The organism is Paraburkholderia sp. 32 (assembly GCF_050435345.1).
Classification (GTDB): domain Bacteria; phylum Pseudomonadota; class Gammaproteobacteria; order Burkholderiales; family Burkholderiaceae; genus Paraburkholderia; species Paraburkholderia tuberum.
Genome location: NZ_JBNDKD010000001.1, coordinates 1,183,168 through 1,199,598, shown reverse-complemented (window position 1 = coordinate 1,199,598; position 16,431 = coordinate 1,183,168). Strand labels below are relative to the sequence as shown.

The 16,431-nt window shown below is 63.2% G+C and carries 13 protein-coding genes and 1 pseudogene; 6 read left to right on the top strand and 8 right to left on the bottom strand.

Translation table 11 applies throughout. The features are described 5' to 3' along the window. Positions 1-185 precede the first annotated feature (185 nt). On the bottom strand, positions 186-1,229 hold the full coding sequence (locus OKW26_RS05715) for an alpha/beta fold hydrolase (RefSeq protein WP_429352953.1): 1,044 nt from the start codon (positions 1,227-1,229) through the stop codon (positions 186-188). A 304-nt stretch (positions 1,230-1,533) separates the two neighbouring features. Between OKW26_RS05715 and OKW26_RS05710 the strand changes: the two genes are divergently transcribed. From OKW26_RS05710 to OKW26_RS05700, 3 genes are all read left to right on the top strand, one after another. Further along, positions 1,534-2,505, top strand: a complete 972-nt coding sequence (locus OKW26_RS05710; RefSeq protein WP_429352952.1) for a LysR family transcriptional regulator — start codon at positions 1,534-1,536, stop codon at positions 2,503-2,505. Positions 2,506-2,684: 179 nt separating this feature from the next. Beyond that, positions 2,685-3,401 (top strand): cytochrome c biogenesis CcdA family protein, encoded by a 717-nt coding sequence (locus OKW26_RS05705; protein WP_090807599.1) that lies wholly within the window; start codon positions 2,685-2,687, stop codon positions 3,399-3,401. Between the two features lies 1 nt (position 3,402). Further along, complete coding sequence (locus OKW26_RS05700; protein ID WP_429352951.1) at positions 3,403-3,942, top strand: thioredoxin family protein; 540 nt, start codon at positions 3,403-3,405, stop codon at positions 3,940-3,942. An 84-nt stretch (positions 3,943-4,026) separates the two neighbouring features. Here the strand turns inward: OKW26_RS05700 and OKW26_RS05695 are convergent, their stop codons facing one another. Beyond that, entirely contained in the window at positions 4,027-4,893 is an 867-nt protein-coding gene (locus OKW26_RS05695; RefSeq protein WP_429352950.1) for a MipA/OmpV family protein, read from the bottom strand. A 652-nt stretch (positions 4,894-5,545) separates the two neighbouring features. Between OKW26_RS05695 and OKW26_RS05690 the strand changes: the two genes are divergently transcribed. After that, complete coding sequence (locus OKW26_RS05690; protein WP_429354180.1) at positions 5,546-6,868, top strand: amidohydrolase family protein; 1,323 nt, start codon at positions 5,546-5,548, stop codon at positions 6,866-6,868. Between the two features lie 60 nt (positions 6,869-6,928). Here OKW26_RS05690 and OKW26_RS05685 read toward each other — a convergent pair whose 3' ends face one another. Next, positions 6,929-9,145 (bottom strand): beta-glucosidase, encoded by a 2,217-nt coding sequence (locus tag OKW26_RS05685; RefSeq protein WP_429352949.1) that lies wholly within the window; start codon positions 9,143-9,145, stop codon positions 6,929-6,931. Between the two features lie 399 nt (positions 9,146-9,544). Here OKW26_RS05685 and OKW26_RS05680 point away from each other — a divergent pair, with 399 nt between their 5' ends. Continuing rightward, a complete protein-coding gene (locus OKW26_RS05680; RefSeq protein WP_090807603.1) occupies positions 9,545-10,132 on the top strand; it encodes a helix-turn-helix domain-containing protein in 588 nt (195 codons plus the stop codon). After that, a complete protein-coding gene (locus OKW26_RS05675) occupies positions 10,129-10,656 on the top strand; it encodes an N-acetyltransferase family protein (protein ID WP_429352948.1) in 528 nt (175 codons plus the stop codon). The genes OKW26_RS05680 and OKW26_RS05675 overlap by 4 nt, the downstream gene beginning before the upstream one ends. 13 nt (positions 10,657-10,669) lie before the next feature. On the opposite strand, the pseudogene OKW26_RS05670 reads toward OKW26_RS05675, so the two are convergent. The 5 genes and pseudogenes from OKW26_RS05670 to OKW26_RS05650 all read right to left on the bottom strand — a co-directional run bounded on the left by OKW26_RS05670 (position 10,670) and on the right by OKW26_RS05650 (position 16,383). Next, a pseudogene (locus tag OKW26_RS05670) lies at positions 10,670-12,299 on the bottom strand (MFS transporter). Between the two features lie 6 nt (positions 12,300-12,305). After that, on the bottom strand, positions 12,306-13,250 hold the full coding sequence (locus OKW26_RS05665) for an ornithine cyclodeaminase family protein (protein ID WP_187627147.1): 945 nt from the start codon (positions 13,248-13,250) through the stop codon (positions 12,306-12,308). 53 nt (positions 13,251-13,303) lie between these two features. Continuing rightward, positions 13,304-14,320 carry a 2Fe-2S iron-sulfur cluster-binding protein gene (locus OKW26_RS05660; protein ID WP_429352947.1) on the bottom strand — a complete coding sequence of 339 codons (1,017 nt, stop codon included), beginning with the start codon at positions 14,318-14,320 and terminating at the stop codon, positions 13,304-13,306. A 66-nt stretch (positions 14,321-14,386) separates the two neighbouring features. Next, positions 14,387-14,866: a GlcG/HbpS family heme-binding protein gene (locus OKW26_RS05655; protein WP_184061585.1), complete on the bottom strand. Its 480-nt coding sequence runs from the start codon at positions 14,864-14,866 to the stop codon at positions 14,387-14,389. A 56-nt stretch (positions 14,867-14,922) separates the two neighbouring features. Continuing rightward, on the bottom strand, positions 14,923-16,383 hold the full coding sequence (locus OKW26_RS05650) for an aldehyde dehydrogenase family protein (RefSeq protein ID WP_429352946.1): 1,461 nt from the start codon (positions 16,381-16,383) through the stop codon (positions 14,923-14,925). Positions 16,384-16,431: the final 48 nt, after the last annotated feature.

Below are 16,431 nucleotides of genomic sequence, written 5' to 3'. Positions count from 1 at the left end.
TGCGTATGCCGTTGATACATTGCGATACAAAAACCCACTTCCGAACCTGCCGAGCAGGGCCGGCGTCGCATGCGTCGTGCGGGTTGCAGGTGGGTTGCAAATGGCCCGCTCATGAAAAAACCCCAGCAGCCGTACGTTCGACTGCTGGGGTTCCGTTCAGAAGAAGCCGGCGCGCGCCGGCTCCATCAAAGGCGGGTGACGTCGAGAATCGCATCCGCAAAGGCTTTCGGCGCTTCCTGCGGCAGGTTATGGCCGATGCCGCCGCTGATATTGCGGTGCTGATACTTGCCGGTAAACTTCTTCGCGTATGCTGCGGGCTCGGGATGCGCGGCGCCGTTCGCATCGCCTTCGAGTGTGATGGTCGGCACCGCGATCGTCGGTCCGGAGGCGAGGCGCTTTTCGAGTTCGTCGTATTGCGGCTCGCCCTGCGCGAGTCCCAGACGCCAGCGATAGTTGTGAATCACCACGGCAACATGGTCCGGGTTATTGAACGATTCGGCGGAGCGCTCGAACGTGGCGTCGTCGAAATTCCATTTCGGCGAGGCGGTATGCCAGATCAGCTTGTTGAAGTCATGACGGTTCGCTTCATAGCCCGCGCGGCCGCGCTCCGTGGCGAAATAGAACTGATACCACCACGCCAGCTCGGCCTTCGGCGGCAACGGCGCGCGGTTCGCGTCCTGGCTGCCGATCAGATAGCCGCTCACCGACACCATCGCCTTCACGCGTTGCGGCCACAGCGCGGCGACGATGTTCACCGTGCGCGCGCCCCAGTCGAAGCCGCCGAGCACGGCCTTGTCGATTTTCAGCGCGTCCATCAGGTTGATGATGTCGACCGCGACCACCGCCTGTTGACCGTTGCGCGGCGTATCCGCCGACAGAAAACGCGTGCCGCCGTAGCCGCGCAGGTAAGGCACGATCACGCGATAACCGGCCGCCGTCAGCAACGGCGTCACTTCGGCAAAGCTGTAGATGTCGTAAGGCCAGCCATGCAGCAGAATGACCACCGGTCCGTTCTGCGGCCCCGCTTCCGCGTAGCTGACGTTCAGCGTGCCCGCATTGATCGAGCGAATGTTCTCGAACGACGCCACGCGCGCGCCCGCTTTCGCATTGCCGGCCGCGTCGGCCGAGTGCGCATGCGCGAGCCCGCTCAGTCCCAATTCGAGCAGGCTGATACCGGCAACCGCCGTTCCGAGAAAGCGGCGGCGGCGACTATTGATCTGATCCGACATGGCTGTTCTCCTTCAAGCAAAGGCTTTGATATGGAATTGATCGGGTCCGCTCGCGGGTGATATCGCACAGCCGCATGCGAGCGCCGTGCAGGCAAAGCGGACTTCAATGGCAATCTGAAACGAATCGAACGAGACGGGTAGAGCGAATCTGAAACCGGAGATGCCTTGACGACTGAACCACTGGCTTACCGCGGTCGCGACGCTTGAGATGGATAGTGACAGCGCAAGCCTTCATCAGCAAGAGCAACTAAGTTCACAAATCGTTGCCTTGTGGGCAACACATTAACCGCAATCGACAAATCACATGCGCGAGATCAACCAGCAACGCCTTCGCTACTTCAACGAGGTGCTCACGCACGGCACCATCCGCGGCGCCGCCGAAAGCATCAATACGTCACCCTCCGTGATCACGCGGCAGATCAAGCTGCTCGAGGACGAACTCGGCGCGGTGCTGTTCGAGCGGCAGCCGCGCGGAGTCAGGCCGACCGAAGCGGCCACGCATCTGCTCGAATTCTGGCGCGGCTACCGTTCGCAGCAGGAGAAGCTCGAAGATCAATTGCATGCGTTGAAAGGCCTGCAGCGAGGGCAGATCCGGCTCGCGGTCAGCGAAGGCTTCGTCGATACGCTGGTCGACGATGTGCTCGCGCCATTCTGCGTCCAATATCCAGAACTCGAAATCGGCCTCGATATGCTCGCGGTCGACGCGATCCAGGAAGAAGTCGCCGAAAGTCGTGCGCATATCGGGCTTGCGTACAATCCGCCGCCTCATGCGCGCCTCGAGCATCGCGCGAGTTCGCCGCAGCCGGTCGTGTTGTTGCTAAGAAGCGACCATCCGCTCGCGAAGCGCAAGCGACCCGCGACGCTCGACGACCTGCGCGCGTGGCCGCTCGCGTTGATGCCACCCACCTTTGGGATCGGTCATGTCGTCAAGATGACGGAACTCGCCGAAAACGTGTTGATTCCCGCGACGCTGACCACCAACTCACTGAGCGCATTGAAGCGCTTCGTCACGGTCGACAACTTCATGACGCTGATCGGCGAATTCGCTGCCTACCGCGAAATCGCGAGTGGCGAATTGACGACGATACCGATCGCGCATCCGCTGTTTTCCGGCGCGCAGGCGCGTGTGCTCGTCAAGACCGGCCGGCCGCTCGCACCGGGACCTCTCGAATTGCTGCGCTGGATCGAGGAGCGTATGCCGATGTTCTCCACGTCCAGCGCAAATAGCGTCGCAGCCGCGACCGGAACCGCGGTGCGTAAGCGCAGGGCGCGCTGATCCAGCGTTCGGCTACCGCCGCCTTGCCCCCCGCGCGCATCGGTTGCTCAACCGATTTGTGTCGCAATGTATCCGCGCCATACGCAGACACACTACATTGCAAGCGCGCCTGACCCCGACATAAACCAGATACGTGCGGGCGTTCCAATACGGCCATCCCAGCCAACGGAACGCCCATCATGCACAGTACTCTCGAAACTCCGCTCGCCCTGCTCGCCGGGCTGCTGACGATTGCCTCTCCCTGCGTGCTGCCGGTGATGCCGATCCTGCTCGGCACTTCCGTCGAACGACCGAGCCGCACGCGGCCACTGTTCATCGTCGCCGGCTTCATTCTGACTTTCGCGTCTTTCGCGCTGCTATTGGGCGCGGTGTCGAGCACCGTGCACGTCGCGCAACAGGTACTGCGCAATACCGGCATCGCGTTGCTCGCACTGTCCGGGCTTCTGCGTATCTGGCCGCGACCTTACGACTGGCTCGTCGCGCAACTGCAAGGGCCGCTCGAGCGCATCGGCGCGGCCATTGCGCCAGCTACGCAACCCGGCAGCGGCAACGCGGGCGGCTTCGTGCTCGGCATGTCGCTCGGCGCGGTATGGACGCCCTGCGCCGGCCCCGTGCTCGCGTCGATTCTGGTGCTCGTCGTGAAGGCTCAGGATCTCGGTTGGTCGGCTCTGCTGCTCACGCTGTATGCGATCGGCGCGGCGATTCCGATGCTCGCGATCATCTACGGCGGCCATTACGTGACGCGTCATGTCCGTGTGGTCTCACGTCACGCGGAGCGCCTGCAACAGGTATTCGGCGTACTGGTGATGCTGACCGCCCTCGCCATCTATTTGCAGTACGACGTGCTGCTGTACGCGCGGCTCGCCGGTCTTTTCCCCTCACTCAAAGGACTTTGACATGACTACCCGCTTGAAAACCTTCGCACTGTCCACCGCGTTTGCCGCCTGCGCGTTGATCGCGACGAGTACGGTCGCCGTCGCCGCGCCGCAGGAAAGCGGCTCGCCCGCACCCGAGCTCACAGGCATCACGCAATGGCTCAATAGCGAGCCGCTCAAATTGCAGCAATTGCGCGGCAAAGTGGTACTCGTCGACTTCTGGACCTATAGCTGCATCAATTGCGCCAACACGCTGCCTTACGTAAAAAGCTGGAACCAGAAGTACAAGGATCAGGGGCTCACGGTGATCGGCGTGCATACGCCGGAATATCCGTTCGAACGCGACACCGGCAATGTGAAGACCGCGCTGAAACGGCTCGGTATCAGCTATCCGGTTGCGCAGGACAACCAGTACGCCACCTGGAATGCCTATAACAACCAGTACTGGCCCGCGTTCTATCTGATCGACAAGCAAGGTCATATCGTCTATACGCACTTTGGAGAAGGCGACTATGCGCAGACCGAAGCCAGGATTCAGGCGCTGCTCGCGCAGAAGAATTGACGAAGCGCTTGCTGACTCGCAGAACGGGAAAGCCCGCTGCACCCACGCGATCGGGTGCAGCGGGCCTTCGTTTTTGGCGGACGACTAAAAGAGGTAATTGGCGAAAAGGCCGTACGTAATCTGACTCGTCTTTTCGGTGATGGGGCTGTCGGTCGCGTCGCCGCGCAGCCACGCGAACGACACGCTCGCGCCAACGTTCCAACGCGTTGCGATCCGGTAAACCCCGTTGACTGAGAAGCGCAACTGGTTCAAACCGGAGCTGGCCGAGTAGGTCGGCAATCCCGAGCGCGCGCTCTGCTCGGAATTCACGCCAAAATAGGTTTCGTTGTACTTGTCGCTTCCCCACGTCAGGCCCGGGCCTGCGCTGAGCGTCAGTTGCGCAATGGGTTGATAGCGTCCCAACAGATCGAAAGTCGCGACGGTGCCGCGATCGTTGCCGGCAATATCGGTCAAAACGCTCGCGCGCGCCGTGACGAACTCCCACGTATAAACACCGAACAGCTCCGCGTGCGCGGTGCGTTTGACGTCGCCGAGTCCGTGCAGCCGCGAGTCGTCGGACTCGCTGCGCGGTTCGATGAAATCGTAGGTCACCGCCGCGCCGACGCGCCAGTTACTATCACGATACAGATATGCGCCCAGCGATAGCACCGAGCCCGCGTCTGGATTCGCGCCGATAAAGAAGCGGTCGTAATTCACGCTCACCGACGGCACCGCCTCCCATTTCGTGCCACTCGCGCCCGGAAATTTCGGCATGTTCACGACCCCTGCGCCAACCGCGAAGCGCCACGGGCTCGCACCCGCGCCAGGCGCCTGCGTCACTTCCGGCGCGCCGATGGAGAACAGGCTTTCCGACAAACCGAGCGTATCGTCGGCCATCGCGGTGACGGCAAACAGCGACAAGCCAGCCCCCGCCAGCACCTTGAGCATACGCGGCTTTGACACATCGATCATTTCTGTTTCTCCGTGAAAAAATTAAAAAAGACTGAATGCGACTTTTCCGATCCCGGCATTCATGGAGTGGCGGCGAAATTGTGAAATAGTTGAGTTTCTAATTGCAGCGGCGTTAAAAGAATGACCGATCGCCTCGCTCGATAATCGCGATGATAGAAAATACGTTTGTAATAGCCGATGCATCCGCTTTATTGGGACGTTTGTTTGGCGCATCTCCCCCCAAGCGGGGTAGGGAATCGCGCCTTATTTCGGGGGATTCACTTACAGAATACGTGGCGTGAGCATAGCCCGTTCTTTTCGCCCGTCGCAAGCATATTTTTCTAATTACATGCTGCAGCCGCGTAATCGAGTAATAGATGCAATTTCAATGCTTGTATCAAGCGACGCGGAATTTGCCATCCTCGTTCGTAGGCGATAATCTGTGCGGGCTTGACTTTCGCGTCGCCAGGTGTGAAATGTAGTCAGATGGCGGCTTTCGATGCACGGTGATCTACGTTACGGGTGAGCTATGCCTTCAGGAAAGTACATCGGCGATAAAACAGTCAGTTCGTCGTTTTCATGTCTTTGTGACAAGTCTCAAGCGCAGTATGCCAACCGCCGTATCAGTGCCGATCTGTCGCGGCGCGGCTTCGTCACCGGTCTCGCCGCTTCGATGCTGAGCCTGGTTCTGCCCGGTCTTGGCAATGCTCAAACCACCCAACCGCCAGCACCGCCGGACAAGCCGGTGCTGTTCACGAACTTCCGCTTGTTCGACGGCAAATCGTCGACGTTGCGTGACGGCCTCTATATGGTTGTCGAGGGTGACAGCATCAGCCAGTTGGGTCGGGGTCAACCGGCTTCGATCGACGGCAAAACGCTCGTCGATTGCGGTGGCAAGGTGATGATGCCCGGCATGATCGACATGCACTGGCACGCGCTGCTCGCGGCAGTGCCGATTCAGGTCATCCTTCAATCCGACATTGCTTTCGTCCATCTTGCGGCAAGCGCTGAAGCCGAACGTACGCTACTGCGCGGCTTCACAACGATACGCGACGCGGGCGGCCCGTCATTCGCGCTGAAGCAGGCAATCGATAGCGGCATGATTTCCGGGCCGCGAATCTATCCGTCCGGCGCGATGATCACGACCACCGGCGGTCACGGCGATTTTCGTGCGCTGAGCGATCTGCCGCGCGCCGGCAACCAGGTCACCCAACTGGAACGGGACGGTGGCTTCGCGATCGCCGACAGCGAAGACGAAGTCCGCTTGCGGGTGCGCGAGCAGTTCATTCAGGGCGCGACGCAGATCAAGCTGGTCGGAGCCGGTGGGGTATCGACGCCGCGCAGCCCGCTCGACATGCTCACGTTTACCGAAAAGCAGTTGCGCGCGGCCGTCGAAACAGCGGCCGACTGGGGCACCTATGTCCTCTCGCATGCGTACACGCCCGAAGCGGTTCAGCGCTCCGTTGTGGCAGGCGTGCAGTGCATCGAGCACGGTCATCTGATGGATGACAGGACTGCGGCGTTGATGGCGAAGAACGGCACGTGGTTGAGCACGCAGCCGTTCGTCAACGAAGACGACGCGGGTCCGCTCGCCCCACCGATCCGCGAAAAATTTCTTCAGGTGATCGCGGGCACGGACAGGGTTTTCAAACTCGCGCGCAAGCATGGCATCAAGGTCGCGTTCGGCACGGACCTGATCTTTTCGCAGGCCGTGGCCGCGCGGCAAGGCACGATGCTCACGCATATGAAGGCGTGGTATGGCGCAGCCGAAGCATTGGGCATCGCAACGGGCACCAATGGCCAGCTACTCGCGCTGTCCGGGCACCGCAATCCGTACCCGCGCAAGCTCGGTGTACTCGAGGAAGGTGCGTACGCCGATCTGCTGCTCGTCGACGGCAATCCGCTCGAGAATCTCGACCTGATCGCGAACCCGGAGCAGAACCTGCGCATCGTGATGAAGGATGGAAAGTTCTACAAGAACACGCTGAAAGCGTAATCAACAATTCAGGCGGGCGCGCAACCTGGCGCGCCCGCATTAACTACACCGTCACACTATTTAGCCGTGCCCCTGCAGACGGATGTCGCGCGACGATGCGCCGACGTACACCGAGCTGCCCGGCACATAGAGCCAACGGTTGCTCGTCGTATCCCACACGCTCTGCATGCGCTGCGTCACGACAACGTGCACACGACGCGATTCGCCCGGGTTCAGACCCACCTTGTCCCAGCCGACGAGACGCCGCGGCGGTTCACCCTGATACGGCACGCCGAGGTACACCTGCGGCACTTCCGCACCGGCGACGCGACCATCGTTACGCACGTCGAACGACACGTCGATCAGGCCGCCCGGCAGATGCTGAACCGACAGACCCGAGTAGGCGAAGTGCGTGTACGACAGGCCATAGCCAAACTCGAACATCGGCGTGATGTTCTGCGAGTCGTACCAGCGATAGCCCATATCGAGCTTCTCGGCGTACACCGGGTTCGCCGCAAACGCGCCATTCGTGCCCCACGTCGGCGTATCCTGGTCGCGCACCGGGAACGTGACGGGCAGCTTGCCGGAAGGATTGACCTTGCCGAACAGCACATTCGCAATCGCATTGCCGCCGCCTTCGCCCGGATACCATGCTTCGATGATCGCCGACACGCTGTCCTTCCACGGCATCAGCACCGGGTTGCCGCTTTCGACGACGACGATCGTGTGCGGATTGGCCGCCGCAACCGCTTCGACGAGTGCATCCTGGTTGGTCGGATTCGCGAGGCCCAGGCTCGGCAGATCGCCGATATCCTCACCGGCCGGCTGCGCGACCACGACGATCGCAACGTCGGAGTTGGCCGCCAGCGTGGCCGCCTGGGTGATCTGCTGCTGCGTGTAGGCGGCAAACGGCGACTGCTGATCGCTGTTGCCGGCGAAGGTCACGGTGGCCTGCGGCGCGAGCGCCTTGATCGCCGACACGATCGGCGTATTCAGCTTCAGCCACGGGTTGGTCCACCAGCTGCAGCCCGTCTCCGTGCCGAACGTCAAGCCGCCGCAACCGGCGAACGCGCCCGTCACCGGATCGCGCGTGTTGCCTGAACCGCCGCCCGTCAGCACCGCCGCGTCGGCATGGCCGCCGATCACCGCGATACGCGACAGCGAACCAGCGGCGAGCGGCAACTGATTGCTGGCGTTCTTCAGCAGTACCATCGACTGCTCTTCGACCGACTGCGTGAAGGCTCTCGCGGCCGAGAAGTCGATGGTCGCGCCACCCTTCGGCGGATCGTCCATCACGCCCGTGCGGATCATCACATACAGCTTGCGCTCGACCATGTCGTCGAGGCGCGCGGTCGACACCGAGCCGTTCGCGATCGCCTGTTTGACCAGCGTGGGCGTCAGATAGACGGTCGAACCGACGTCTTCCTCCTCGTCGAGACCCGCATTGATCGCCGGTGCCGTGCTATGCGTCGCGCCCCAGTCCGACTGCACCTGACCTTCGAAGTGCCAGTCGTTCTTCAGCACGTCGTTGAGAATGTGCGGGTTCTCGCAGGCCTGGATGCCGTTGACCTCGTTGTAGCTGCACATCACGCTGCCGGGCTGCGCGCGGCGCGCGGCGATTTCGAACGGCAGCAGATAGAGCTCGCGCATCGTGCGCTCGTCGATCTGGCTATTGCCGCCGCCGCGGTTATGTTCCTGCTCGTTGCCCATGTAGTGCTTGATCGTCGCGATGACCTTCTGGCTTTGCGTGCCGTCGGTGCGCTCGGCGAGCATCTCGCCGGCAAGCACCGGATCTTCGCCGAGATACTCGAAGAGCCGGCCACCGCGTGGCTCACGCGCGAGGTTGGTGCCACCGCCGAGCCCCATGCCGAAGCCCTGCTGACGCAACTGGATCGCGATCTGCTTGCCGAAGTTCCACGACAGCGCGCGGTCCCAGCTCGCCGCTACCGCGAGCGTCGCCGGGAAGGTCGTCGATGGCTGGTTGGTGCTGCCCGAACCCGTGGCCGAGTCGACCATGTTCAGGTCGGGAATGCCGAGACGCGGCACGCCCTGAATGTAGCCCGCGCCGCCGCCCGGCACGGCGGACATCGCGTACTGCGAGTGAATGAACTGCAGCTTTTCGTCGATCGTCATCTGGTTGACGAGCGTTTCCGCGCGCCGATGCGCCGCGGCCGACGCGAACGCGTTCAGCACCGTCGACATGGGCGCGAAGTCGAGACCAGGAGTGGGAGTTTCCGCGTGCGCAGCGGCGCTCACGGCCGCCGCTATCGCGACGGCCGGCCATAGTTTCTTCTGCATAGGTGTCTCTCCGAAATTGTGCTTTTCTGGGGCAACGGAGCGCGTCGGGGGATGGAAAACGGACGCGAAAACAGGCATGCAGCGATGACTGCAAACGTTTGCCTGTGGGAAGAAGAATCGGCGCAACTGGATGGGCTGTAGCGACTCTTCGTGGTGAGTAATGTAGGAATGTAGTCTCACTACAGCATCGGTATTTATACCAATACGTGTAATTTTATGCGTAATGGGGCGTAAGGCTTTTCCGACACAGGCTAATTGAAAGTTAGCGAATCAAAGCGAATAAAGAGTCGGCAATGTTGTGCGGATTTTTATTCAAATTGGTGAGTGGGCATTTGCGCATTGACAACAAAAAAGCCGCCGTCTAGTTTACTGGAAACCGCATCCCTTAAACTGGATTACATGGACATCAACGCCCAGATCGCGCGCCGGATCAAGGAACTGCGCGACGCTCAAAATTGGTCGCTCGATGCACTGGCCGAGCGCAGCAAAGTCAGCCGCTCGAATATCTCGCTGATCGAGCGCGCTCAGAGCAGCCCTACCGCGACCGTGCTCGACAAACTCGCGACCGCGTTGAACGTGCCGCTCGCGTCGCTATTCGAGCAGGATGGCGCGCCGGCTGCCGAGCCATCGCCGGTCAGTCGCGCGACCGAGCAGGCGGTGTGGACCGATCCGAGCTCGGGGTATGTGCGACGTCATCTGTCGCCGACCGCGCGCTCGGCGATCCAGTTGGTCGAGGTCAACTTTCCCGCCGGTCAGCGCGTCAGTTACGAAACCGGGGCGCGCGACGCGGACATTCATCAACAGGTGTGGATGCTCGACGGGTCGATGGAAATCACGGTCGGCGACACCAGCTGGCGGCTCAAGACCGGTGACTGCCTGGCAATGCGGCTCGACAGCCCGATCGTGTTCCGTAACCCCACTCGCAAACGCGCGCGCTATCTCGTCGCGCTGACCACATCGCCAGTCAACGAACGGAGAAACGGATGAGCGATAACGTGACCATACGGCGCGTGGGCGCGAACGAAGCTTCCGCCTGCGTCGAAGCGCTCGCCGACGTGCTGATCGACTGCGTGGAAGGCGGAGCATCGGTCAGCTTCATGCTGCCGATCTCGCGTAACACGGCGCTCGCGTTCTGGCGCAACGACGTGGAAAGCGTCGCGCGTGGCGAGCGCGTATTGCTGATCGCCGAAGATCACAGCGGCGATATCGTGGGCACCGTGCAGCTGATTACCGCGCAACCCGAAAATCAGTCACATCGCGCCGACGTCGCGAAGATGCTCGTGCACAGAAAAGCACGCCGGCGCGGCGTCGCGCACGCCCTGATGAGCGAACTCGATCGCATTGCGCGAGAAGAGAAGAAATCGGTTCTCGTGCTCGACACCGTAACCGGCGGCGATGCCGAACGGCTTTATCAGCGCGCCGGATGGCAACGCGTCGGCAGCGTGCCGAATTACGCGCTGATGCCCGACGGGGCGTTTTGCGCCACGACCTTCTATTGCAAGCAACTTTGACCCGCACCAGCGCTCATTCGCTTACTGCGACTGACGCGACCTCGCGTCCCAATCGCTGCACGCGAATCAGCGGCACGAGCGACACGGCGAGGCATGCGAGCACCATTGCCGCGCTCACCGCGAGCAACGCGTGGTCGATGGCCTGCACGAGCGCGACGCGCGCCGCGGCGATCAGCGCGTCGCCGTCGAACCCTGCCGCGTGGGCATCGCGAATGAAGGTCGCGACGTCGCGAGACGTCAGCAGTACTTGCGGGCTGTGCGCGGCGGGCGCAACCCACGGCGCGTCCGTATCGATACCGTGCCCTTGCAAAACATCGGCCACCCGTTGGCGATACAGCACGTGCACGATTGTGCCGACCACGGCCGTTCCAATCATGCCGCCCACCATCCGCGCCGACTGGATCATAGCGGTCGCAATGCCAAGCTGACGCTTGCCCGCCCACCTGCTGCGCAAACACGGTCAGATTCGGCATCACGAGACCGATCCCGACGCCGCCCGCAGTCAATGCGGCCATCAACGCATGACCGGTCTCCATGCGTTCGGCCGCGACGCCCCAACACGCCACGCCCAGCAACGCGAAGCCGACGTACAGCAGCACGTTGGGCTTACGCAGACGCGTGACGACGCGCGTATTCGCGATCGTGCCGACGGTGATGCATAGCACGAGCGGCGTCACCATCACGCCGGCGCGATCCGCGTTGAGACCCATGCCGCCTTGCAGCAGCAACGGCACATAGAACAGCAGCGCGAACATCGCCAAGCCCATCAGCATCGACAACGCGAGCAACGCGATGATGGCCCGCTCGCGCAGCAACGCCGGCGGCAGAATCGGATCGGCCGCGCGCAGTTCCTCGCGCACGAGCAGCGCGCCCGCGCTCAATGCCACCACGCCGAACGCGATCGTCGAAACCTTCAGCGTCTGCTGCGCGAGCGATTCGACGAGCAGTTGCAACGCACCGAGTCCGGCTGCGATCAACAATGCGCCGCGCCAGTCCGGGCTCAGCTTGCCGCGCAGTTGATGGCGAATGTTCGGTAGATGTCGGGCAGTCAGATAAAGACTGAGCACGCCGACCGGAAGGTTGACGAGAAACGCGGAGCGCCAGCCGTAGTGCTCGCTCAGAAAGCCGCCCAGCGAAGGCCCTACCGCATTCGCGACGCCGAACGCGCTCGAAAACAGCACCTGCCAGCGCAGACGCACGACGGGATCGGGAAACAGATCGGGAATCGACGCGAAGCAGGTGCCCACCAGCATGCCGCCACCGATCCCTTGCAACGCGCGAAACAGCACCAGCGCCTGCATGCTGTGCGCGGCACCGCACAGCACCGACGCGGCCGTGAACACGACGATCGCGATCACGATCAACGGCTTGCGTCCGAACCAGTCACCGAGCCGCCCGAAGATCGGCACCGTGATGACCGAGGCGAGCAGATACGCAGTCGCGACCCACGCATAGAGATTAAAGCCTTTCAGCTCGGCGACGATGGTAGGCAACGCGGTGCCGACCACGGTCTGATCGATCGCGACCATCATCACGACGCTCGACAAGCCAAGCATCGCAAAGAGCGACTGACGGAACGAGCGGGCCGTGTTGGGCGGCGATGTGCCGTGCGGTATGGCGCCGGGTGGCGTGCCGTTGCTCATCGGCGTTCAGGCGCGCTGTGCGGCCGCTTCGCGAGCGACATGCTTGCGCCACGCGAGCCCGGCGAGCGCAACGTCCTGCAAGCCGATGCCGACCGCCTTGTAGACGACGATGTCCTCGGACCGCACGCGTGCGCTGGCGCGCCCTTCCAGCACGTCGCCGAGTTCGACTACGTTGCGCCAGTCGAACGTGCCGGGCGCGGCCTGCACCAGGTCGCCGGCCTCTTCCCTTGCCTGTTCATGCAGTTCAACCACGATGCGCGACGCGCGCGCGAGCGTCGTGTCGTCGAGCTCGCGCGTGTAGGGCAGGCTCGACCCGATGGCCGCGACCATCGCACCGGGCGCAAGCGTCGCGCCATCGAACAGCGCACCGGTCGCGCGCGTCGCGGTGACGATCACGTCGGCATCACGCACCGCCTCGGCGGCTTCGCCTGCGGTGGCCTTCACGCCGCGCGCACGGTGACGCGCGTTGAGTTCGTCGACGACCTGCTCCACGTTATCGAGGCCGACGATTCTGAACGACTGCAAACCGGTATGCGCGGCGAGCGCCTGCGCATGCGCGCGCCCCTGCACGCCGGTGCCGAAGATCGCGACGGCGCGCGCATCTTCGCGCGCGAGCGCCCGCACCGCGAGCACCGTGGTCGCGGCCGTGCGGATTCGCGTGAGCGCGTTCGCGTCGAGCGTGGCGAGCGGGCGGCCGTCGTCGGTTGAAAACAGCACGATCGAGAACGAGAAGCGGCCGTTGATCGTCGTGTACACCTTCGCGCCGGTCACGCCGGCTTCGGGCAACACGGCGCCGAGCGTCGATAGCTTCACGCCGCCCGCTTCGGTGCGCACGCGCCGCTGCACCGCCGCGCGTCCCCGCGACAGTGCGCGAAACGCCTGCTCGAGCGTCGGGATCGCTTCGTCGAAACCCACGAGCGCATCGATCTGCGCGTCGTTCAGATGAATCATGGAGAATGCTTCCTTGTGCGAATCTGATGACTGGATGGCGCGCGTGCCGCGCGCTACACGAGCGCCGCTGCGGCGTGCTGGAACGTAAAGCTGTCCGAGTTCAGATGATCCACGCTCGCGCCCTTCGCGATGAAAGCGGCCTTCGCCTCGGCGATCATCGCGGGCGAGCCGCACAGATAGACCGCGTGCTCCGACAGGTCCGCATGGTCCTCGCACACCGCATGCTGCACATAGCCGCGCCGCCCGCTCCATGCTGTGTCCGCGCGCGACAACACCGGCACATAGCGGAACTCGTAGAGACGCTCCGCCCAGCGGCCGATTTCGTCATGCAGATACAGGCCGTCGGCCGTTCTCGCGCCCCAGTACAGCGTGACGGGCGGGCAATCGGGATCGTCCATCAGCGATTCGAGCATCGCTTTCACCGGCGCCAGGCCGGTGCCGGTCGCGACCATCAGCAACGGACGATAGTCCTCTTCGTGCAGTCGGAATCCGCCGAGCGGCAGCTCCACGTCGAGGCGGTCGCCCGGTTTGAGCTGCGCCACCACACGATCGGTGAACCGGCCGCCCGCGATCTTCCGCACATGAAAGTCGACGAGGCCGCCCGCGCGCGCGGCGGATGCCATCGAGAAGCTGCGATGACTACCGTCTTCGAGCATCACGTTCATGTACTGACCGGGCCGGTAAATCATTTCGGCATCCTCTGGAAGCGCGAGCGTGAGGTGCGTGACGTCGTGCGCCAGCAAGCGTACCGCCTCGACGCGCACCGTATGACGCGCCGGCTCCGATGTCGGCGCACCGGTGTGGCCCGCGCCGATCACAATGTCGCTGCGCGGCCGCGCCTGACACGCGAGCGCAAATCCCGCCTGCGCCTCCTCCTCGGTGAGTCCGAGCGGAAACTCCTCGTAGTCGAGCGTGCCCTCGTGCACTTTCACGCGGCACGTGCCGCAACCGCCGAACTGACAATCGTGCGCAAGCGGCACGTCCGCGCGTAGCGCGGCGGCGAGCAGCGATTCGTCGCGCTCGGCGCTGAAGCACGCTCCTGTTTCGAGCACCTGAATCCGGTATGACATGACGCCACCTCATGACGATGCGATGCGAACGACAGGACCGCCGGCATGCACAGGCGGCCCGTGGCGTCATTTCTTGATGTCGGCTTCCACGAGCACGCTATGCCCCTGCGCCGCGAGCAGATCGTGCAGCCCCTGCAAAGCGGCGAGGCCGCACTGCGTGTCCTGCTCGCCGTTGCCGCCGCTCAGGCCCACACCACCCACCACCTGGCCATCGACGACAACAGGAAAGCCGCCGACGAATGCCGCAAACTTACCCTCGAAGCTCCATTGAATGCCGAACGCTTCGTTGCCCGGCAACGCGGGACCGTTGGGCCGCTGGGTGAACAGATGCGTCGAGCGCTTGTGGCCGGCTGCCGTGAACGCCTTGTTCCACGCAATCTGCGGCCCAGTGATGCGCGCGCCGTCCATCCGTTCGAGCGCGAGCGGATAGCCGCCCTCGTCGACGATGCAGACCGATTCGAGCACGTCGATCTGCTGCGCCCGGCCGATGGCCGCGCGGATCATTTCGCGCGCTTCGGCCAGTTCCAGGCGAAATATCTGTTTCATTGCAACCCCCTCATTGTTGATTGATTCATTGATTCGGAAAGCTGATCTCGCCGCTCTCAGATGCCGCGATAGACCGTCTTGATCTGCGTATAGAACTCGAGACCGCCACGCCCCGATTCGCGAAACGTCGACGTGCTCGAACGCTTGAGCCCCCCGAACGGCGCGTTGATCGCGTTGCCCGTCGTCGTTCGGTTGATCTTCACGGTGCCCGCCTCGATGTCGTCCGCGAAGCGATGCATGTGGCGTGGATTCGACGTGACGATCGCGGCGCAGAGCCCATACTCGGTGTCGTTCGCCTTCGCGATCGCGTCCTCGTAGCTGGTCACGGTGACGATCGCGATCACCGGCCCAAAGATTTCTTCGCGGCAGATACGCATGTCCTGCGTCACGTCGGTGAAGATCGCCGGCGTGACGTAATAGCCGTGCTCGTAATCGGGACCGCTCAGGCGCTCGCCGCCGTACAGATGCGTGGCCTGTGCCTTGCCGGAGGCCACGTAGTCGAGCACGGTGTCGAGTTGCGTCCGGGTCGCGAGCGGGCCGATGTCCATGCCGGGCGTGAGGCCGCTGCCGATCTTGAGCGTCTTCACTTTAGCGAGCAGTTTCTCGCTGAACGCATCGCGCACGCTCTGCATGACCAGCACGCGGCTCGTGCCGGTGCAGGCCTGGCCCGTCAGCGAGAAGCCACCCTTGATCGTCAGGTCGACGGCGCGGTCGAGATCCGCGTCGTCCATCACGATCAGCGGGTTCTTGCCGCCGAGTTCCATCTGCGTGCGCGTGGTCAGCGGTAGGGAGCGATGAATCTGTTCGCCAGCGGCGGTCGAACCGGTGAACGACACGGCCCTGACGACCGGCGACGCGGTAATGACGGAGCCGATTTCCGACGCGCGTCCCGTGATGAAATTCAGTACACCCGATGCAATGCCCGCCTGCGCGAATGCTTCGGCGAGCCGGTAGCCGATCAGCGGCGCATCCGACGACGGTTTGAAGATCACCGTATTACCGGCGATCAGCGCCGGCGCGATCTTGCGCGCCGGGATCGAGATCGGAAAATTCCACGGTGTAATCACGGCGACGACGCCGAGGGGTTCGCGCTGCGTGTGGACGGTCATGTCGGGATCGTCGCTCGGGAACGTCTCGCCGGCATACGACTGACCTTCCACCGCATAGAAACGCAGCACCTGCGCCGAGCGCAGAATTTCGTCCCTGCTCTGCGCGAGCGGCTTGCCTTCTTCGCGCGTGAGTTCGTTCGCGAATCCGTCCGCATGCCGTTCGAGCCACGCCGCCGCGCGATTGAGAACGGCCGCGCGCTGCGCGACCGGCGTGCGCCGCCACGCGGCGAACGCGCCAGCCGCCGCGGCCAGCGCGGCGCGCGCGTCCTCGGCCGAAGACGCCTGGAAGCGGCCGACGATGTCGCGCGTATCGGCGGGATTCACGTTGTCGAACGTGCCGCCGCTCACGCTGGCGGTCCACTCGCCCGCGATGAGATTCTTGAACTCTAGTGTTGCCGGATTGCTCATGACGGATACCTGTGCTGTTGCCGCAATGGCCGGCGCCATGCCGGCCGG